This is a genomic window from Streptomyces sp. BK239 (assembly GCF_004217285.1).
Taxonomy (GTDB): Bacteria; Actinomycetota; Actinomycetes; order Streptomycetales; family Streptomycetaceae; genus Streptomyces.
Genome location: NZ_SHKS01000001.1, coordinates 89,546 through 108,636 on the forward strand (window position 1 = coordinate 89,546; position 19,091 = coordinate 108,636).

Sequence of the window (19,091 nt, forward strand, 5' to 3'; positions counted from 1 at the left end):
TCGACCGCCCGTTCGTTCGCCGGAACAAGCGCACCGCGTGACGTCGTCCGTGGCGTTCCCGGCGCCCGACGACGCGCGGTCGCGTCCGGACATCGACCTCTCCGAACGAGCGTGTGAGGTGCGTCGCACCCGCGTCCGCCCCGGCGCAGTCCGCGCGTCGGCGGCGCGGCACCGCCGGTAGGGTGGCCCGGTCGTCGGCCGCTGCCCCACTTCGAGGAAGCGGACGCACGGACACCGCCGACACACAGACACAGCCGACGCAGCGAAGCAGCCGAGCCGCCCGAGCCCCGAACCGGAGACCGTGACTACCGCCCGCCCGTCACCCACCACCACCCTCAACGGAGGGCCCTCCGGGCCCGCACCCATGTCTGCCTCCACCTCGCACCACCTCTCTCCCGCCTTCCCCGGCCGCGCCCCCTGGGGCACCGCCAGCAAGCTGCGCGCCTGGCAGCAGGGGGCGATGGACAAGTACATCCAGGAGCAGCCCCGCGACTTCCTCGCCGTCGCCACCCCCGGCGCCGGCAAGACGACCTTCGCGCTCACCCTCGCCTCCTGGCTGCTGCACCACCACGTCGTGCAGCAGGTGACCGTCGTCGCGCCGACCGAGCACCTGAAGAAGCAGTGGGCGGAGGCCGCCGCGCGGATAGGCATCCGGCTGGACCCCGAGTACAGCGCCGGCCCGCTGAGCAAGGACTACCACGGCGTCGCCGTCACCTACGCGGGCGTCGGCGTACGGCCGATGCTGCACCGCAACCGCAGCGAGCAGCGCAAGACGCTCGTCATCCTCGACGAGATCCACCACGCCGGCGACTCCAAGTCCTGGGGCGAGGCCTGCCTGGAGGCGTTCGAGCCGGCCACCCGCCGTCTCGCGCTCACCGGAACCCCGTTCCGCTCCGACACCAACCCCATCCCCTTCGTCACGTACGAGGAGGGCAACGACGGCATCCGCCGCTCGGCCGCCGACTACACCTACGGCTACGGCAACGCGCTCGCCGACCACGTCGTCCGGCCCGTGATCTTCATGTCGTACAGCGGCAACATGCGCTGGCGCACCAAGGCCGGCGACGAGATCGCCGCCCGGCTCGGCGAGCCGATGACCAAGGACGCCGTCAGCCAGGCCTGGCGTACGGCGCTGGACCCGCGCGGCGAGTGGATGCCGAGCGTGCTGCGCGCCGCGGACCAGCGGCTCACCGAGGTCCGCAAGGCCATCCCGGACGCCGGCGCCCTCGTCATCGCCTCCGACCAGGAGTCGGCGCGCGCCTACGCCAAGCTGATCCGCGAGATCACCGGCCACAAGGCGACCCTCGTCCTGTCCGACGACGCGGGCGCGTCCAACAGGATCGACGAGTTCAGCGCCAGTACCGACCGGTGGATGGTCGCGGTGCGCATGGTGTCCGAGGGCGTCGACGTGCCGCGCCTCGCCGTCGGCGTGTACGCGACGACGATCTCGACGCCGCTGTTCTTCGCCCAGGCCGTGGGCCGTTTCGTACGGTCCCGGCGGCGCGGCGAGACCGCCTCCGTGTTCCTGCCCACCGTGCCCGACCTGCTCGGCTTCGCCAACGAGATGGAACGCGAGCGGGACCACGTCCTCGACAAGCCCAAGAAGGGCGGCGAGGACGAGGACCCGTACGCCGAGTCCGAGAAGGAGATGGACGAGGCGAACCGGGAGCAGGACGAGGACACCGGCGAGCAGGAGCAGTTCTCCTTCGAGGCGCTGGAGTCCGAGGCCGTCTTCGACCGGGTCATGTACAACGGGGCCGAGTTCGGCATGCAGGCCCACCCGGGCAGCGAGGAGGAGCAGGACTACCTCGGCATCCCGGGGCTGCTGGAGCCCGAGCAGGTGCAACTGCTGCTCCAGAAGCGGCAGGCCAAGCAGATCGCGCACAGCAAGAAGAAGCCGGACGACGAGGCCGACCTGCTGGAGCTGCCGGCCGAGCGGCGGCCGGTGGTCTCGCACAAGGAGATGATGGAGCTGCGCCGGCAGCTCAACAACCTGGTCGGCGCGTACGTCCACCAGAGCGGCAAGCCGCACGGCGTGATCCACACCGAGCTGCGGCGGGTGTGCGGGGGGCCGGCGAGCGCCGAGGCGACGGCGGGGCAGCTGCGGCAGCGGATCGCCAAGGTGCAGGAATGGGCGACGCGGATGAAGTGACGCCGCGTCACCGGCGTGCCGTCTTATCAGGACAAAACGCGGGAGATCCATACCGGCCATTGACCGGATTCTGGACAAAGTCTTCCGCTGAGCGAACCCGCTTCGCTAATGTCCCGCTACGCACACGCCCCGTGGCAGCGCCGCCGCGGAGCGCAGCCGTGAAGCGACCGGTCCCGGACACGCCGGGCCCGTCTGTCGATCGGCGGCCTCTGAAGCGCGTCACTGACGGGACTCTGTGACGCATCCGCCGCGACGGGGGTTGCCGACCTCACCACTTAAGGAGTGGGCGTCGTGACCGCGGAGACCTCCCAGACACTCGACAGAGGACTGAAAGTCCTCAAGTTGCTGGCCGACACCGACCACGGGCTCACCGTCACCGAGCTGTCCAACAAGCTGGGCGTGAACCGGACCGTCGTGTACCGCTTGCTGGCCACGCTGGAGCAGCACGCGCTCGTACGACGTGATCTGGGCGGGCGGGCCCGCGTGGGGCTCGGGGTGCTGCGGCTCGGCCGGCAGGTGCATCCGCTGGTACGGGAGGCGGCGCTGCCGGCGCTGCGGGCACTGGCCGAGGACATCGGCGCGACGGCGCATCTCACGCTCGTCGACGGGGCGGAGGCGCTGGCCGTCGCGGTGGTCGAGCCGTCGTGGACGGACTACCACGTGGCGTACCGGGCCGGGTTCCGGCACCCGTTGGACCGGGGGGCGGCCGGGAAGGCGATTCTCTCGGCGCGGCAGCGGGCGGGGGGCGGGGCGGGGCCCGGATACACCTTGACGCACGGGGAGTTGGAGGCGGGGGCCAGCGGGGCCGCGGCTCCTCTGCTGGGGGTCACGGGGGTCGAGGGGAGTGTGGGGGTGGTGATGTTGACGGATGCGGTGCCTGAGCGGGTGGGGCAGCGGGTGATGGATGCGGCGCGGGAGGTGGCGGAGGCGTTGCGATGACCGCCGGCTGTACGGGGGTGCGGTGAGCCTTGCGTGAGCGTGGCCCCGGGTCGGTGTGGGCCGGGGGAAGGGGACGCGCCCGGCGCTGGGGGTGCCGCTGCGCCCACCCTCCCCCACTCTCGGGCTTCGCTCGACCGGGGGGACCCCCATCGCCCCAGCGGCACGATTGCCCGCAGCTGCGTGGGCAGGACAGGGCGTCGACTGCGCCGGCCCCAGCGGCACGATTGCCGGCAGCTGCGTGGGGAGGACAGGGTGTCGGCTGTGTGTCGGCTGTGCCGGCCCGGCGGCGCGACCGCCCGCAGTTGTGGGGGCAGGGCGTCCCCCATGCCGCGGGTGGGCTTCCAGGGGTGGGACGTTAGATTGGGGCTGTGTTTTCTCGGGTTTCGCGGGTTCAGGTTCTCGTCGGCTGTGCCGTGCCCCTCGTCGGGCTGATCGCGGTCGCCGTGTTCGTGCCGTTGCCGTTCTCGGTGGCGCAGCCGGGGATGACGGCGAACGTCCTGGGCGAGAACAAGGGAACCCCGGTGATCACGATCTCGGGGGCGCCCACCCGGCGGACCACCGGGCAGCTGCGGATGACCACCATCGAGGCGACCAGCCCCGACACGCACGTCTCCCTCGGTGACGTCGTCGACGGCTGGTTCCGCACCGACCAGGCGGTGATGCCGCGCGACGCCGTCTACCCCAGCGGAGAGAGCACCAAGGAGATCGAGCGGCACAACACCGAGCAGATGAAGGCGTCCCAGGACGCCGCGACCGAGGCCGCGCTCACCTATCTGCACCGCGCCGACGACGACGTCACCGTCACGCTGAAGCTCGCCGACGTCGGCGGCCCGAGCGCCGGTCTGCTGTTCTCCCTGGGGATCGTCGACAAGCTGAACGGCGACGGCGGCGGCGGCGACCTCACCGGAGGCCGCACGGTCGCCGGCACCGGCACCATCGACGCCGAGGGACGCGTCGGCGCGGTCGGCGGGGTCGCGCTGAAGACGCAGGCCGCCCGCCGGGACGGCGCCACCGTGTTCCTCGTCCCGAAGGAAGAGTGCTCCCAGGCCAAGAGCGAACTGCCCGAGGGCCTGCGGCTGATCCCGGTGACGACGCTCAAGGGCGCCGTCGACTCCCTCGTCTCCCTGGAGAAGGGCAAGGGGCAGGTGCCCTCCTGCTGACGGGACCGGACCGGACCGGACCTGACCGGGCCGGACCTGACAGGACTACGGCTCCCGGTCCCGTGCCGCCTGCTCCACGAGCGGGATGATCCGCAGCGGAACCGCGTTCTCCATCACGATCGCGGTGGAGGCCCGCACGATCCCGTCGAAGCCGACGACCCGGTCGATGACCCGCTGGAGATCGGCGTTGGAGCGGGCCACCAGCCGGCACAGCATGTCCCCGCTGCCGGTGGTGGTGTGCAGCTCCAGCACCTCCGGCACACCCGCCAAGTGCGCCCGGACGTCGGTGCCTTGACCCTGCCGGATCTGGAGCGTGGCGAACGCGGTGACCGGGTAGCCGAGGGCCGCGGGATCCACCTCGGGCCCGAACCCGCGGATGACCCCGTTCGACTGGAGCCGGTCCAGCCGGGCCTGCACGGTGCCCCGGGCGACCCCCAGCCGGCGCGACATCTCCAGCACCCCGATCCTCGGCTCGCGCGCCAGCAACCCGATGATCCGGCCGTCCAGACGATCGATCGCCATGCCCGCCTCCGAGATGGTCATCCTGTACAGAAAGCCCGCCGAAGCCGGTGCGACGCTGTACACATTGCCCGGCCGACAGGGGAAGTGTTGCGCACCTTGCCCGGCGGGGCCACGCTTCGGCTATGACGCAGACCACATCTCACACTCCCGACACCGCCCGGCAGGCCGACCCCTTCCCGGTGAAGGGAATGGACGCGGTCGTCTTCGCCGTGGGCAACGCCAAGCAGGCGGCGCACTACTACTCCACCGCCTTCGGCATGAAGCTGGTCGCGTACTCCGGACCGGAGAACGGCAGCCGCGAGACCGCGAGTTACGTCCTGGAGAACGGCTCGGCCCGTTTCGTCCTCACCTCGGTGATCAAGCCCGCCACCGAGTGGGGCCACTTCCTCGCCCGGCACGTGGCCGAACACGGCGACGGCGTCGTCGACCTCGCCATTGAGGTCCCCGACGCGCGCGCCGCGTACGCGTACGCCCTCGAACACGGCGCCCGCTCGGTCGCCGAGCCGTACGAGCTCAAGGACGAGCACGGCACCGTGGTGCTGGCCGCGATCGCCACCTACGGCGAGACCCGGCACACGCTCGTCGACCGCTCCGGCTACGACGGCCCCTACCTGCCCGGCTTCACCGCCGCCGCCCCGATCGTCGAGCCGCCCGCCCAGCGGACCTTCCAGGCCATCGACCACTGCGTCGGCAACGTCGAACTCGGCCGGATGAACGAGTGGGTCTCGTTCTACAACGACGTCATGGGCTTCACGAACATGAAGGAGTTCGTGGGCGACGACATCGCCACCGAGTACAGCGCCCTGATGTCGAAGGTCGTCGCGGACGGCACCCTCAAGGTCAAGTTCCCGATCAACGAGCCCGCCGTCGCCAAGAAGAAGTCCCAGATCGACGAGTACCTGGAGTTCTACGGCGGCGCAGGCGTCCAGCACATCGCGCTGAACACGAACGACATCGTCGCCACCGTCCGGACCATGCGCGCGGCCGGCGTCCAGTTCCTGGACACCCCGGACTCCTACTACGACACCCTCGGCGAGTGGGTCGGCGACACCCGCGTCCCCGTGGACACCCTGCGCGAGCTGAAGATCCTCGCCGACCGCGACGAGGACGGCTACCTGTTGCAGATCTTCACCAAGCCGGTCCAGGACCGGCCGACCGTGTTCTTCGAACTCATCGAACGCCACGGCTCCATGGGCTTCGGCAAGGGCAACTTCAAGGCCCTGTTCGAGGCGATCGAGCGGGAGCAGGCGAAGCGGGGCAACCTGTGAGGCCCTGACAGGGGCATCCCTCAGCCGCGTGGGGGACGGAAGTCCGGTACGTCCTCCATCGACGGCTCGCCCAGGGCGGTGAGGGCCGCCCTGGCCGCGGGGGCGTGCAGCGGCGAGAAGTAGGGGTTGATCCGCAGGGCCTCCGTCAGATGACGGCGGGCGGCGCCCTGCCGTCCCAGGGAGCGCTCGATCATGGCCAGGTGGTAGGTGTACGGCGCGCTGCGCATCGCACCGCCGTGCACCCTGTCGGTCGCCGTCATCGCGTACCGCAGGGCCTCACGGTCGTCTCCGGCGCGGTGCAGCGCCCAGCCCAGCGCGTCGGCCACGGCGATCCCCGGCTGCCGTCGCCACTCGGCGCGCAGCCGGGAGACCGCCGCCGCCGGGTCCCCGTGGTCCGCCTCGAACTGGCCCAGCACCAGCTGCTGGTCGACGCCGCCCGCCTCGTCCCGCGACACATGTGCGCGCAGCAGGTCGTACTGCACCCGGGCCGCCTCGGTGAGCCCCAGCGACTCGTACAGCTCGCCCAGCTCCAGCGCGTAACCCGGCAGCGGCTGTTTGGCGAGCGCCACCCGGTAGGCGCTCAGCGCCTCCGACACCCGGCCCAGAGCGGCCAGCGCCCGGCCCTGCCCGGCCTGCGCGGCGCGCTGGTCCGGGTCGAGCCGCACAGCCTCCTGGAACTGCCGCAGCGCCGCCTCGCGGTCACCGCGCTCCCAGGACAGCTGCCCCGCCCGCTCCAGCCAGGCCGCCTGCTCGGCGGGCGAGGCCGCCCCCGCCACCGCGTCGGACAGCGCGGCCGCCGCGTCCTCACGCCAGCCGCGGTCCCGGTAGACACCCGCCGCCCACGCCTTCACCGCCGGCCCGGAGTGCAGCTTCTTCAGCCGGTCCAGCGTGGCCTGCGCCTTCTTGTACTCGCCCAGGCCGGTGTAGGCGTCGATGAGCTGCGGGTACGCCGTCCACTGCTTCGGCGCCGCCTTGCGCGCGGCCTCGCCCTGCTCCAGGGCGGTACGGAAGTCACGGCGTGCGTTGGCGAGGGCGGCCAGGCCGACGAGGGCCTCGGCGTTGCCGCGGGGCCGCGCCTTCAGCGAGGCGCGCAGGGCGCGGTCGGCCTTGGGGTACAGCACGGCGGCGTCGGCGGTGCGCCGGCCCTGCTCCACGTAGGCCGCGCCGAGGACCGCCCAGCCGCGGGCGTCGTGCGGACGGCTCCGCAGGCGGGCCTCGTGCTCGTCGATCAGCTCGGCCAGCTCGGGCAGCGCCGCGGTGACCCCGCCGCGCACCGCCGCCTGCGCCCGCGCGCCCGGCGCCGGCACGACCGCCGGCCCCCGCGGCGCCTCCCCTTGTGACCACATCATCGCCGCGCCGACTCCGGCGCCCCCCACGGCCGCGCCCACGGCCAGCCCCCAGGCCAAGCGCCGCCGCCATCCGCGCGCGTGCCGCCCGCGCGGTACGGCGCCCCCGCCCCCCGCCGCCCCACCGGCCTCCGAGCGCACGTCCCCCGGCCCCGCCGTCGTCGTTCCCGTCGTCCTCGGTGTCGTCGTCTCCCTGGCGCGTTCGTCCATGGCGCTCACTGTGCGTCAGGGCCGGCGCGCGGCCGGGGCATCCGCCGGGTGCCACAGCCGGGGTTCACACCGATGGCCCCGGGTGCGACGCTGTGATCATGAGCCGTATCGAAGCTCCCCGTGACGAAGCGACCGGCAACCTCCTCGACCGGCTTCTCGACGGCCTGCCCGCCGAGGCGGTCCTCGCCGATCCGGACGTCATGGCCTCGTACGCCCACGACATGGCGAGCTTCTGCCCGGCCGGCGCCCCGGCCGTCGTCGTGCTGCCGCGCACCGTCGAGCAGGTCCAGCACGTCCTGCGCACCGCCACCGAGCTGCGCGTCCCCGTCGTCCCGCAGGGCGCCCGCACCGGGCTGTCCGGCGCCGCCAACGCCTCGGACGGCTGCGTCGTGCTCTCCCTCGTCAGGATGGACCGCATCCTGGAGATCGACCCCGTAGACCGGATCGCCGTCGTCGAACCGGGCGTCGTCAACGCCGTGCTCTCCCGCGCCGTCGGCGAGCACGGCCTGTACTACCCGCCCGACCCCTCCAGCTGGGAGACCTGCACGATCGGCGGCAACATCGGCACCGCCTCCGGCGGCCTGTGCTGCGTGAAGTACGGCGTGACGGCCGAGTACGTCATCGGCCTCGACGTCGTCCTCGCCGACGGCCGGCTGATGACCACCGGCCGGCGCACCGCCAAGGGCGTCGCCGGCTACGACCTCACCCGTCTCTTCGTCGGCTCCGAGGGCTCGCTGGGCGTCGTCGTCCGCGCCGTCCTCGCGCTGAAGCCGCGGCCGCCGCGGCAGCTCGTCCTCGCCGCGGAGTTCCCCTCGGGGGCCGCCGCCTGCGACGCCGTCTGCCGGATCATGGCCGGCGGCCACCTCCCCTCCCTCCTCGAACTGATGGACCGTACGACGGTCCAGGCCGTCAACGAGCTCACCCGCATGGGCCTCCCGCAGACCACCGAGGCCCTCCTGCTCGCCGCGTTCGACACCCCCGACCCTGCCGCCGACCTCGCCGCTCTCGGAGCGCTGTGCGAGGCCGCGGGCGCCACCTCCGTCGTCCCGGCCGAGGACGCCGCCGAGTCCGAACTGCTCCTCCAGGCGCGCCGCTCCTCCCTCGTCGCCCTGGAGGCGGTCAAGGGCACCACGATGATCGACGACGTGTGCGTGCCCCGCTCCCGGCTCGGCGAGATGATCGACGGCGTCGAGCGCATCGCCGAGAAGTACGCGCTGACCATCGGCGTCGTCGCCCACGCGGGCGACGGCAACACCCATCCGACGGTCTGCTTCGACGCCCAGGACCCCGACGAGTGCCGGCGCGCCCGCGAGTCCTTCGACGAGATCATGGCCCTGGGGCTGGAACTGGGCGGCACCATCACCGGCGAACACGGGGTGGGCGTGCTGAAGAAGGAGTGGCTGGCGCGCGAGATCGGCCCCGTGGGCCTGGAGATGCAGCGGGCCGTCAAACAGGTCTTCGACCCGCTGGGCATCCTCAACCCCGGCAAACTGTTCTGACGTACGCCTGTACGGCGGCCGGCGGCGCGGTTCCCGTCCGCCGCTTCACGCCCCGTCCCGCGGCTCGTCCGACGACGGCCCCGCCCCGGAGCCCGGCCCGGGCTCGCTCAGCCACTGGTCGCACAGCCACAGGTCGTCCGCCGCCGGGGAGAACAGCTCGGTCAGCTCGTCGTCGAGGCGGAGCCGAGCGGCCTCCGTCCCCGGCGGCACCGCCCGCAGCGTCCGCTCCAGCCAGGCCGTCACCTGCTCGGCGGGCGCCTCCAGCAGGGCGTCCCCGGCGGGCGAGCTCAACGCCATCATCACGACGCCGCGTCCGTCCGCCTTCGTCGGCCACACCCGTACGTCCGCCTGCCCGCACGGCCGGAACACGCCCTCGACCAGGAGCTCGCGGGCGAACGTCCAGTGCACGGGGCGCTCGGAGTGGATGTGGAAGGTCACGTGCACGGCGAAGGGATCGTCGCTGCGGTAGTCGAGCCGGGCCGGCACCGGGACGCTGAGCTCCGGCGACAGCACGAGTACGAGCTCCAGCTCGCGTTCCACCACGGTGGGTCGCATGTCGTTCTCCTCTCGGTACGCATCCGTACGGAAGGGAGAGCGGTTTGCGACGGCGGCATTACGCCGGATCGGAGAAGTTCTTTCGCCGACGGTCCGAACGTGTGAACCGCGTGCACGGGGTTGCCCGGATAGGAGTGGGTCCGGCGGGACTGCCGGTGGGGCTTGCGCTCGTCTGATAGATGTGGAGGCCCCCATCACACCCCCGAGCAGATACGGGACGACGGACATGAGCGCCCCCTCCCCGGCACCCGGCGACGACAGGCCCCGCGAGGGGTACTACCCGGACCCGTCCATCCCTGGCTACGTCCGCTACTGGAACGGCTCCTCCTGGGTGCCCGGCACCAGCCGGCCGGCGCCCTCCGGCGGTGAACCGCTCATGCCCCCGTCCCCGTCCGGGCCCGGGTCCCCGCCGGCTTCCGGCCCGTCCGGCGCGCCGACCCCGTCGGTCGCCTCGGTCGAGGAGACCGGGCCGCACTTCTTCGACGAGGACCCGGTGCCGGCGGACCAGCAGTACGGCGGCCGGAGCGAGCCCTCGTCCGCGTGGGGCGCCGACCGCTCCCACCAGTCGGGGTTCGGCGGGGACCAGGACCGCAAGGTGTCCTGGGGCTCCCCGCAGGGTCCCGACCCGAGGGTGGGGGAGGCCGAGCCCGTGGGCCCGTCCGGCCCCGGCTCCGGTTCTGGTGACGTCGTCTCCGACGGCACGTTCGTCTTCCGCCGTCCGGCCGGCGGGCCGCCTTCAGGGACCGCCCCGTCCGACGTCGGCGGCACCGGCGGCGACCCCGGCACCATGACGTTCCGTGCGCCGTCCCCGCGCACGTCCGACGCGTCCGGGGCGCCCGGCGCGCGACCGGGGAGCACGACCTCGCCAGCGGCGGCCGGACCATCCGTTCCCGGCCTCCAGGGCCCCGTCGGCGCGTCCGGAAACGGTGGGCCCGCGGGCGCCGGGGGCGCGGCGGCGGCTCCCGCACCGGCCTCCGCCGCGACGCCCGTCTCCGCGGCACCCGCACCGGCCTCCGCCGCGACGCCCGCCTCCGCCGCACCCGCACCGGCCTCCGCCGCGACGCCCGCCTCCGCCGCACCGCCCGGCGTCGACGCGGCCCCGGCGGCCCCCGCAGCCCGAAGCCAGATCCCCGGCCGGCCGGCACCCGCCCAGCCGACCGGGCCCGCAGCGCCCGCCGCCCCCGCGCCCCCAGCCGCGGCGCTCCAGACGTCTCAGCCCCCGGTGCCCGCCCCCGCCCCGCCTGCTCCCGTCCCCCAGGCGGGCCCCGCCCCCGGAGTCCCCGCCCAACCCGGCCCGCAGCCACCCCAGCCCCAGCCCGCCGCCGTGGCCCCCGCCGCTCCCGTCAGCGCCGGTCCCGGCGGTGGCCAGCAGTCCTGGGCGCAGCAGGTGCACCAGCTGGCCGGCGGCGGGGACGACCAGCCCGTCGTGCCCTGGAAGCCGCCGGTCGACGACGTGTTCCAGGCGGCCGCCCGGCGCCAGGCGTCCGCGCGCCCCGCCGGGCTCGGCAAGCGGCTGGTCGCCCGGTTCGTCGACACGCTCGTCGTGGGCGGTGTCACCGCGGCGGCCGCCGTCCCGCTGGGCACGAAGGCCGTCGAGCACGTCAACGACAAGATCGACGCGGCGAAGCAGTCCGGCGAGACCGTCACCGTCTGGCTCCTGGACGGCACCACGTCGGTGTACCTCGGCATCGTCCTGGCCGTGATGCTGGTCTTCGGCGTCCTCTACGAGGCGCTGCCGACCGCCAAGTGGGGCCGCACACTGGGCAAGAAGCTGCTCGGCCTCGAAGTGCGGGACATCGAGGGCGGCGAGCCGCCGTCCTTCGGGGCGGCCCTGCGCCGCTGGCTCGTCTACAGCGTGCCCGGTCTGCTCGCCGTCGGTGTCCTGGGCGTCCTGTGGTGCGTGTTCGACCGCCCGTGGCGGCAGTGCTGGCACGACAAGGCGGCGCACACCTTCGTGGCGGGCTGAGGGACCCTCAGGGTCGTTGGGCCGCCCGGGGAGTCCCGTACTCCGGACGGCCGCTCGCCGGATGCGAAGCGGTGGGGTTCGCGGTCGACTCGGGCCATGACGACCGAACCGCCCCCCGGTTCCGGCGGCGAGCCGCCGGAGGACGACCCGTTCAGGAAGCAGCCCCCGCAGCAGCCCCCGTACGGTCAGGGGCAGGGCGGCGGGCAGGACGCACAGGGCGGCCAGGGCGGCCAGCCCCCGCCTCCCGGAGGCCATCAGCCTCCGCCGTACGGCGCGGGCGGCCCGGGCGGTCCCTACGGGGGAGGCCCCGGTGGCGCCTACGGCGGCGGTCCTCACGGCGGTGGCCCCTACGGGGGAGGCCCGGGCGACCCTTACGGCGGCTATCCCGCCGACCCCCTCGCCGGTATGCCCCCGCTCGCCGACAGCGGCAAGCGCACCCTCGCCCGGATCATCGACATGATCCTCGTGGCCATCGTCGTCTGGCTGCTGACCTGGGGCTTCGGCGTCAACGAGTACGACGTGGACAGCTCGCGCGTCGAGGTCGGCAAGTCGCTCGCGCAGTCCCTGGTGGCCGCCGTCCTCTACATCGCCTACGACACCTTCATGATCGCCAGGTCCGGGCAGACCCTCGGCAAGAAGTGGCTGGGGATGCGCGTGGCCAACCTCGACAACGGCTCCACGCCCTCCGTGCAGACCTCGCTGATCCGCGCGCTGGTGCTGTGGCTGCCGTTCGCGTTCTGCTGCGCCTGTCTGTGGACGGCGATCTGCGGCGGCTGGAGCTACTTCGACAAGCCGTACAAGCAGGGCCTGCACGACAAGGCCGCCAAGACGGTCGAGGTCAACGTCACCTGACGCGATCAGACATGGCGAACCGTCATGAATGCGGCGGTCAGCGTGCCGACGGTTCCCGGACGGCCTCGTGCGGCGCCGCGGCGGCGACCGACGCGACCGCCGGCTGCTCCGCGGCGGAGCGTGCCACGATCACGGGGGTGCGCCGGGGCGCCGGTACCGTCATCGCGACGAGCACGCCGAGCGCGACCGCGGCGACGGCGATGACCGCGACGGCAGGGCCCGAACTCGTCTGCGACAGCAGCAACATGGCGAGCGTCGAGAAGACGACGGTGCAGGAACCGTACGTGAGCTGTGCGACAGTCGGACGAGGCATGGCAATCGTGTCCTCGGAAGGCGGGGGCGATCTCGACTCTATTCGCCTGCATGCCCGAGCGGAACGAGCGGTAAGCGTGAGCTGACCCACGGTGCCGGTGCACGGGGGGCGCACGGATTCATGACGTCCGGCCCGCGGACGGGCCTACGCGCCCGTCATGTGACAGTCACGTGTCCGCAATGCGAACCCCGTCTCCTAATAATGCAGTTGACCTGTCCAAGTCAAGGTCTGTCTTTTCTGGTGAACCAGTAGTCAAATGACGTCACTTGACTACACGCGTATAACCGCGCGCGGACTTCCCTTGACATGGAACCCCCTTCCGCGCTGCTGGACGCGTGAGTGGGAGGAATCAAGTGACTAGCAGATCCTGGACGTTCAGGACGGCCGCCACGGTCGTCGCCCTCGCGGCGGCCTCGGCGACGTTCTCGACGTTCGCCGTGGCCCAGGCCGCCGACGGCGCGCCGGCGAAGGCCCCGGTGGCGGACCGCAAGGACCCGCAGCCGGCCAAGGCTCATGAGCACGACTTCGACGGGCCGCTGAGCGCGAGGCAGGAGGCCCAGCGCAAGGAGGCCCTGGAGCAGGTCATATCCGGCGAGGCCGCGGTCAAGGACCGCGACGGCTCGAAGGTCGTGCAGCTGGCGAGCCGCAAGGGCGACCCCAAGTACGTCGAGCTGGGCCGCGAGAAGACCGACAAGATCTTCACCATCCTCGTCGAGTTCGGCGACCAGGTCGACAGCCGCTACGGCGGCACCCCCGGTCCGCTGCACAACAAGATCGCGAAGCCGGACCCGGCCAAGAACAACAGCACGGCCTGGCAGGCGGACTACGACCGCAAGCACTTCCAGGACCTGTACTTCGGCACCGGCCCGGGCACCGAGTCGCTGAAGAAGTACTACGAGAAGCAGTCCTCGGGCCGCTACTCGGTCGACGGCGAGGTCACCGACTGGGTCAAGGTCCCCTACAACGAGGCCCGTTACGGCTCCAACGCCGCCACCACCGGCGCCTGGTACGCGGTGCAGGACGGCGTCAACGCCTGGGTCGCCCAGCGTGAGGCCGCCGGCGACACCGCCGCCGAGATCAAGGCCGAGCTCGCCGAGTACGACCAGTGGGACCGCTACGACTTCGACGGCGACGGCGACTTCAACGAGCCCGACGGCTACATCGACCACTTCCAGATCGTGCACGCCGGCGAGGACGAGTCCGCGGGCGGCGGCGCCCAGGGCGAGGACGCCATCTGGGCCCACCGCTGGTACGCCTTCGGCACCGACGCCGGCTCCAGCGGCCCCGACACCAACAAGCTCGGCGGCACCGAGATCGGTGACACCGGCGTCTGGGTCGGCGACTACACCATCCAGCCGGAGAACGGCGGACTGGGCGTCTTCGCCCACGAGTACGGCCACGACCTCGGCCTGCCCGACGAGTACGACACCTCCGGCTCCGGTGAGAACTCCACCGGTTTCTGGACGCTGATGTCCTCCGGTTCCTGGCTCGGCACCGGCAAGAACTCCATCGGAGACCTGCCCGGCGACATGAACGCCTGGGACAAGCTCCAGCTCGGCTGGCTGGACTACGAGGTCGCCAAGGCGGGCGTCAAGTCCCGTCACAAGCTGGGCGTCGCGGAGTACAACACCAAGAACGCCCAGGCCCTGATCGTCGAACTGCCGAACAAGACGGTCACCACCCCCGTGGTCGCGCCCGCCCAGGGCTCGCGCCAGTGGTGGAGCGGCAGCGGCAACGACCTGCGCAACACCCTGACCCGCTCGGTCGACCTCACCGGCAAGTCCTCCGCCTCCCTGTCCCTGGACGCCTGGTGGGACACCGAGAAGGACTACGACTTCGCCTACGTCGAGGTCTCCACCGACGGCGCCAACTGGACCCCGGTCGACGGCAAGCTGGCCGACGGCACCGCCATCCCGCGTGACGGCAGCGGCAAGCCCGCCCTCACCGGCACGGTCGACGCCTACCAGAAGCTGACGTTCCCGCTGGACGCCTACGCCGGCAAGAAGATCGGCCTGCGCTTCCGCTACGCCACCGACGGCGGCGTGGCCCAGAAGGGCTTCACGGCCGACCAGATCACGGTGACCGCCGACGGCGCGACCCTGTTCTCCGACAACGCCGAGGCAGCCGACGCCGCCTGGACCGCCAACGGCTTCAGCCGCATCGGCTCGGCCATCACGGACGACTACGCCCAGTACTACATCGCGGAGAACCGCCAGTACGTCTCGTACGACACGACCCTCAAGGTCGGCCCGTACAACTACGGCTTCTCCAAGACCCGTCCGGAGTGGGTCGAGCACTACGCGTACCAGAACGGTCTGCTGATCTGGAAGTGGGACACCTCCCAGGCCGACGACAACACCAGCCAGCACCCGGGTGAGGGCCTGATCCTCCCGATCGACTCCCACCCGACCCCGCTGAAGTGGACCGACGGCACGCTGATGCGCAACCGCGTCCAGTCCTTCGACGCCACCTTCAGCACCTTCCCGACCGACGCGATCACGCTGCACAACGCCGACGTCGCCACGAAGATCCCGTCCCGCCCGGGCGTCCCGGTCTTCGACGACGGCAAGTCGAGCTACTACGACGCGTCGAACCCGCAGGCCGGCGTCAAGGTCACTGACACCAACACCTCGATCCGGATCGTCAGCGAGCCCGCGAACGGCCAGACGATCACGGTCCGCGTCGGACCGTCCGCGAAGTAAGCGGAGTTTTAGCAGGTCAGAAGCGTTTCGGCGGCGACCCACTGGCGGGTCGCCGCCGATCGTGTTTAGGTGCGTCCTGTGCTTCTCTTATTGACGGTCCCCGAGACGGCCCCGGCGCCGGTCCCGGCGACGCCGATCCGTACGGGGGTGTGACGGCATGGCCGCAGGAGGGTTCTGCAAGCTGCCGAACGGCAGCGTGGTGGTGGCGCTGAACCTGCCCAGCCCCACCGCCCGGGCCGCCGCCGGTGTGCGCGTCCTCGTCCTCGCCCAGAACCGCGCCCGCGCCCTGACCAGGCTGCGCAACCTGGGCCTGCGCGCCGTCTACCTGCGGGGCAACGCGGCCCCGCCGACCCCGGACGAGATCACCGCCGTGCTGCACCACCCCGACGGCCTCGTGTGGCGCACGGCCCCCGACCACACCGTCCACGCCGTGGCCGGCGTCCCCGAGCCGTGGCGTCCGATCAGGTCCCTGTTGAGGGGGCCGGCGGCACAGCCGTGAGCCCGGCGGGCTACTGGACCACCGGCTTGCCGGTCAGCTCCACGCCGGCCGCCCGCAGCTCCTCGATCGCCCGCTCGGTGGTCTCCTGGGCCACCCCGGCGGTCAGGTCCAGCAGCACCTGGGTGCGGAAACCCTCGCGCGCCGCGTCCAGCGCGGTGGCCTTCACGCAGTGGTCGGCGGCGATCCCGACGACGTCCACCTCGTCGATCTCCCGCGCCCGCAGCCAGTCGCCCAGCGTCACGCCGTTCTCGTCGGTCCCCTCGAAGCCGCTGTACGCGGCCGAGTAGGCGCCCTTGTCGAACACGGCGTCGACGGAGCCCGAGGCGACCGCCGGGGCGAAGTTCGGGTGGAAGCCCACGCCCTCGGTGCCGGCGACGCAGTGCGCCGGCCAGGAGTCGACGTAGTCGGGGTTGTCGGCGAAGTGGCCGCCGGGCGCGATGTGGTGGTCCCGGGTGGCCACGACGTGCCGGTACCCGGCGGGGGCCTGCCCGATCAGCTCGGTGATCGCGGCGGCCACGTCGGCGCCCCCGGCCACCGCGAGGCTGCCCCCTTCGCAGAAGTCGTTCTGCACGTCGACGACGATCAAGGCGCGGCGCATGATGGGTGTCCTTCGACTGTCGGTGAAGTCATGAGCCTAAAGACTTCGGCGGCGGTAGGGGAGGGGCGCGGACGCCCCGGTGCTGGAGCCGGCGGGCCGGCCCCGCACGGACCGTCCCGCGGTTTAGCTACCCGAGGGCCCTTGGACGTACTCCGTCGCGAGGACGGGTTCCCCGCGCGAGAGCTGGGACGCGGACAGCGGGAGCCGGGAGCGGGCGGCCGCGTGGCGGTCGCGGACGGCGTCCAGCGGCTCGCGGCCGACCACCTCGCCGCCCTTGATCAGCTCCACCAGCAGCTGCCGGTCGGCCAGCTCCGCGGGCACGGCGCCGGTGCCGACGACCTCCGCCTCCGCCACCCCGTGCGCGTCCACGCGCCGCGCGGCCCACTTGCGGCCGCCGACCGAGGTCTTGCCGCCGGTGGACTTCTTCGCCACCGGCACCAGCGGCGCCCCGGGGTCGTCGGACTCCGCGCGGGCGACCAGCTTGTAGACCATCGAGGCCGTGGGGTGCCCGGACCCGGTCACCAGCTGGGTGCCGACGCCGTACGCGTCCACGGGGGCCGCCGCCAGCGAGGCGATGGCGTACTCGTCGAGGTCGGAGGTCACGACGATCTTGGTGTGGGCGGCGCCCAGCTCGTCCAGCTGCTGGCGCACCCGGTGGGCGACGAGCAGCAGGTCGCCGGAGTCGATGCGCACCGCGCCCAGCTCGGGCCCGGCGACCTCCACCGCCGTGCGGACGGCCTCGGTGACGTCGTAGGTGTCCACCAGGAGCGTGGTGCCCCGGCCCAGGGTGTCCACCTGGGCCCGGAAGGCGTCGCGCTCGGTGTCGTGCAGCAGGGTGAAGGCGTGGGCGCTGGTGCCCACGGTGGGGATGCCGTAGCGGAAGCCGGCGGCGAGGTCGGAGGTGGTGGCGAAGCCGCCGACGTAGGCGGCGCGGGAGGCGGCGACGGCGGCCAGCTCGTGGGTGCGGCGGGCGCCCATCTCGATCAGCGGGCGGTCACCGGCGGCCGAGGCCATCCGGGAGGCGGCGGCCGCGATCGCGGAGTCGTGGTTGAGGATGGAGAGGATCACGGTCTCCAGCAGCACGCACTCGGCGAAGGTGCCCTCGACCCGCAGGATCGGCGAGCCCGGGAAGTACACCTCGCCCTCGGGGTAGCCCCACACGTCACCCGAGAAGCGGTACGAGCCGAGCCACTCCAGGGTCGTCTCGTCGACGATCCCCCGCTGACGCAGGAAGCCGAGGAGGCCGGGATCGAAACGGAAGTTCTCGACGGCGTCCAGGACCCGCCCGGTGCCGGCGACGACGCCGTAGCGCCTCCCCTCCGGCAGTCGCCGGGTGAAGACCTCGAACACGCTGCGCCGCCCGGCGGTGCCCGCCTTCAGCGCGGCCTGCAGCATCGTCAACTCGTACTGGTCCGTGAAGAGCGCCGTCGAGGGAACATCCACCGGCAGCCCAAGGTCCGCTGTGTTCATGAAGCGCATCGTACCCCCTTTTCGTCGGTGTGACGATTTCGGCGGGCCGTGGCAGCATGGGCCCTGTGACGTCACCCGCGCCCGTAGAGATCGAACGCACCGAGTCGGCGGAGGAGGTCTTCGCCGTCCCCGAGCCGGACGTCCCCTGGGTCACGATCGTCCACAACGACCCGGTCAACCTGATGAGCTACGTGACGTACGTCTTCCAGACGTACTTCGGCTACTCCAAGGACAAGGCCACCAAGCTCATGCTCGACGTCCACCACAAGGGCCGGGCGGTCGTCTCCAGCGGCTCTCGCGAGGAGATGGAACGCGACGTGCAGGCGATGCACGGCTACGGTCTGTGGGCCACCCTCCAGCAGGACCGGAAGTAGTCACCTCACTGATGCCAGGACACTTCGAACCGCTCCCCGGCGGCGGCGCGGCCGTCGCCCTCGACGACGTCGAGATCTCCATCATCCGGTCGCTGGCCGTGCAGCTCCTGGAGCTGATCGGCCCCGGCCCCGCGGAGGACGCCCCGGACGACCCGCTCGCCGAGCTGTTCGCCGAGGGGCCGAGCGAGCCCCCCGCCGACCCGGTGCTCAGGCGGCTCTTCCCCGACGCCTACACCGACCCCGAGGCCACCCCGGGGCCGCGCGAGGCGGAGGAGCAGCGGGCCCACTCCTCCGAGTTCCGCCGCTACACCGAGAACGACCTGCGGGCCGGCAAGCGGGAGAACGCCCTCGCGGTGGTGCGCTCGCTGGACGAGCTGGCGGCCGGGAGCGAGGGCGGCGCGGTGCTCCAGCTGTCGCCCGACATGTCCCGGCAGTGGCTCGGCGCGCTCAACGACCTGCGCCTCGCCATCGGCTCCCGGCTGGACATCGCCGACGAGGACGACACCGATCTGCTGTACCGGCTGCCGGACGACGATCCCCGTAAGCCGATGGTGATGGCCTATCTGTGGCTGGGCGGACTCCAGGAGACCCTCGTCTCCACGCTCATGCCCTGAACATGTGGCGGTTTCGCCGCCGATGTGACGATTTCGTGTTCGCTCAGCGGAC

Annotated in this window: 17 protein-coding genes; 11 read left to right on the forward strand and 6 right to left on the reverse strand. The window is 72.3% G+C overall.

Translation table 11 applies throughout. The annotated features are described in order from the left end of the window. Positions 1–364: 364 nt before the first annotated feature. From EV567_RS00355 to EV567_RS00365, 3 genes are all read left to right on the forward strand, one after another. The gene (locus EV567_RS00355) at positions 365–2,152 is read left to right on the forward strand and encodes a DEAD/DEAH box helicase (protein ID WP_130436538.1); all 1,788 of its coding nucleotides are present in this window, start codon (positions 365–367) and stop codon (positions 2,150–2,152) included. Positions 2,153–2,443: 291 nt separating this feature from the next. Next, a complete protein-coding gene (locus EV567_RS00360) occupies positions 2,444–3,091 on the forward strand; it encodes an IclR family transcriptional regulator (protein ID WP_130436539.1) in 648 nt (215 codons plus the stop codon). Between the two features lie 368 nt (positions 3,092–3,459). Further along, positions 3,460–4,251 (forward strand): S16 family serine protease, encoded by a 792-nt coding sequence (locus EV567_RS00365; protein WP_130436540.1) that lies wholly within the window; start codon positions 3,460–3,462, stop codon positions 4,249–4,251. Between the two features lie 45 nt (positions 4,252–4,296). Here the strand turns inward: EV567_RS00365 and EV567_RS00370 are convergent, their stop codons facing one another. Then, complete coding sequence (locus tag EV567_RS00370; protein ID WP_130436541.1) at positions 4,297–4,773, reverse strand: Lrp/AsnC family transcriptional regulator; 477 nt, start codon at positions 4,771–4,773, stop codon at positions 4,297–4,299. Positions 4,774–4,895: 122 nt separating this feature from the next. On the opposite strand from EV567_RS00370, the gene hppD reads away from it, so the two are divergent. Further along, positions 4,896–6,041 (forward strand): 4-hydroxyphenylpyruvate dioxygenase, encoded by a 1,146-nt coding sequence (gene hppD / locus EV567_RS00375; protein WP_130436542.1) that lies wholly within the window; start codon positions 4,896–4,898, stop codon positions 6,039–6,041. Between the two features lie 20 nt (positions 6,042–6,061). On the opposite strand, the gene EV567_RS00380 is transcribed toward hppD, so the two are convergent. Next, a complete protein-coding gene (locus tag EV567_RS00380; protein WP_242620633.1) occupies positions 6,062–7,597 on the reverse strand; it encodes a lipopolysaccharide assembly protein LapB in 1,536 nt (511 codons plus the stop codon). Positions 7,598–7,689: 92 nt separating this feature from the next. Between EV567_RS00380 and EV567_RS00385 the strand changes: the two genes are divergently transcribed. Further along, positions 7,690–9,096, forward strand: coding sequence for an FAD-binding oxidoreductase (locus tag EV567_RS00385; RefSeq protein ID WP_130436543.1), 1,407 nt, complete (start codon positions 7,690–7,692; stop codon positions 9,094–9,096). Positions 9,097–9,141: 45 nt separating this feature from the next. On the opposite strand, the gene EV567_RS00390 is transcribed toward EV567_RS00385, so the two are convergent. Then, positions 9,142–9,651, reverse strand: coding sequence for an SsgA family sporulation/cell division regulator (locus EV567_RS00390; RefSeq protein WP_130436544.1), 510 nt, complete (start codon positions 9,649–9,651; stop codon positions 9,142–9,144). A gap of 226 nt (positions 9,652–9,877) precedes the next feature. Between EV567_RS00390 and EV567_RS00395 the strand changes: the two genes are divergently transcribed. Together EV567_RS00395 and EV567_RS00400 are read left to right on the forward strand one after the other, a co-directional pair. Continuing rightward, positions 9,878–11,617: an RDD family protein gene (locus tag EV567_RS00395; RefSeq protein ID WP_130436545.1), complete on the forward strand. Its 1,740-nt coding sequence runs from the start codon at positions 9,878–9,880 to the stop codon at positions 11,615–11,617. A 96-nt stretch (positions 11,618–11,713) separates the two neighbouring features. After that, on the forward strand, positions 11,714–12,469 hold the full coding sequence (locus EV567_RS00400; RefSeq protein WP_130436546.1) for an RDD family protein: 756 nt from the start codon (positions 11,714–11,716) through the stop codon (positions 12,467–12,469). A 37-nt stretch (positions 12,470–12,506) separates the two neighbouring features. On the opposite strand, the gene EV567_RS00405 is transcribed toward EV567_RS00400, so the two are convergent. Beyond that, positions 12,507–12,782 carry a hypothetical protein gene (locus tag EV567_RS00405; RefSeq protein WP_130436547.1) on the reverse strand — a complete coding sequence of 92 codons (276 nt, stop codon included), beginning with the start codon at positions 12,780–12,782 and terminating at the stop codon, positions 12,507–12,509. A gap of 353 nt (positions 12,783–13,135) precedes the next feature. On the opposite strand from EV567_RS00405, the gene EV567_RS00410 reads away from it, so the two are divergent. Both EV567_RS00410 and EV567_RS00415 read left to right on the forward strand, forming a co-directional pair. Next, entirely contained in the window at positions 13,136–15,484 is a 2,349-nt protein-coding gene (locus EV567_RS00410; protein WP_130436548.1) for an immune inhibitor A domain-containing protein, read from the forward strand. A 157-nt stretch (positions 15,485–15,641) separates the two neighbouring features. Continuing rightward, complete coding sequence (locus EV567_RS00415) at positions 15,642–15,983, forward strand: hypothetical protein (protein WP_130436549.1); 342 nt, start codon at positions 15,642–15,644, stop codon at positions 15,981–15,983. A 10-nt stretch (positions 15,984–15,993) separates the two neighbouring features. On the opposite strand, the gene EV567_RS00420 is transcribed toward EV567_RS00415, so the two are convergent. Continuing rightward, positions 15,994–16,581: an isochorismatase family protein gene (locus tag EV567_RS00420; protein WP_130436550.1), complete on the reverse strand. Its 588-nt coding sequence runs from the start codon at positions 16,579–16,581 to the stop codon at positions 15,994–15,996. A gap of 123 nt (positions 16,582–16,704) precedes the next feature. After that, complete coding sequence (locus EV567_RS00425; RefSeq protein ID WP_130436551.1) at positions 16,705–18,051, reverse strand: nicotinate phosphoribosyltransferase; 1,347 nt, start codon at positions 18,049–18,051, stop codon at positions 16,705–16,707. Between the two features lie 56 nt (positions 18,052–18,107). Between EV567_RS00425 and clpS the strand changes: the two genes are divergently transcribed. Further along, the gene (clpS, locus tag EV567_RS00430) at positions 18,108–18,425 is read left to right on the forward strand and encodes an ATP-dependent Clp protease adapter ClpS (protein WP_130436552.1); all 318 of its coding nucleotides are present in this window, start codon (positions 18,108–18,110) and stop codon (positions 18,423–18,425) included. Positions 18,426–18,436: 11 nt separating this feature from the next. Continuing rightward, the gene (locus EV567_RS00435; protein WP_130436553.1) at positions 18,437–19,039 is read left to right on the forward strand and encodes a DUF2017 domain-containing protein; all 603 of its coding nucleotides are present in this window, start codon (positions 18,437–18,439) and stop codon (positions 19,037–19,039) included. Positions 19,040–19,091: the final 52 nt, after the last annotated feature.

What these genes read in the sequence shown, in the direction of transcription:
- clpS (WP_130436552.1), top strand. Translation starts at nt 18,108, where the DNA reads ATGGGCCCTGTGACGTCACCCGCGCCCGTAGAGATCGAACGCACCGAG.
- EV567_RS00395 (WP_130436545.1), top strand. Translation starts at nt 9,878, where the DNA reads ATGAGCGCCCCCTCCCCGGCACCCGGCGACGACAGGCCCCGCGAGGGG.
- EV567_RS00400 (WP_130436546.1), top strand. Translation starts at nt 11,714, where the DNA reads ATGACGACCGAACCGCCCCCCGGTTCCGGCGGCGAGCCGCCGGAGGAC.
- EV567_RS00380 (WP_242620633.1), bottom strand. Translation starts at nt 7,597, where the DNA reads ATGGACGAACGCGCCAGGGAGACGACGACACCGAGGACGACGGGAACG.
- EV567_RS00390 (WP_130436544.1), bottom strand. Translation starts at nt 9,651, where the DNA reads ATGCGACCCACCGTGGTGGAACGCGAGCTGGAGCTCGTACTCGTGCTG.
- EV567_RS00405 (WP_130436547.1), bottom strand. Translation starts at nt 12,782, where the DNA reads ATGCCTCGTCCGACTGTCGCACAGCTCACGTACGGTTCCTGCACCGTC.
- EV567_RS00355 (WP_130436538.1), top strand. Translation starts at nt 365, where the DNA reads ATGTCTGCCTCCACCTCGCACCACCTCTCTCCCGCCTTCCCCGGCCGC.
- EV567_RS00435 (WP_130436553.1), top strand. Translation starts at nt 18,437, where the DNA reads ATGCCAGGACACTTCGAACCGCTCCCCGGCGGCGGCGCGGCCGTCGCC.
- hppD (WP_130436542.1), top strand. Translation starts at nt 4,896, where the DNA reads ATGACGCAGACCACATCTCACACTCCCGACACCGCCCGGCAGGCCGAC.
- EV567_RS00415 (WP_130436549.1), top strand. Translation starts at nt 15,642, where the DNA reads ATGGCCGCAGGAGGGTTCTGCAAGCTGCCGAACGGCAGCGTGGTGGTG.
- EV567_RS00370 (WP_130436541.1), bottom strand. Translation starts at nt 4,773, where the DNA reads ATGGCGATCGATCGTCTGGACGGCCGGATCATCGGGTTGCTGGCGCGC.
- EV567_RS00425 (WP_130436551.1), bottom strand. Translation starts at nt 18,051, where the DNA reads ATGAACACAGCGGACCTTGGGCTGCCGGTGGATGTTCCCTCGACGGCG.
- EV567_RS00420 (WP_130436550.1), bottom strand. Translation starts at nt 16,581, where the DNA reads ATGCGCCGCGCCTTGATCGTCGTCGACGTGCAGAACGACTTCTGCGAA.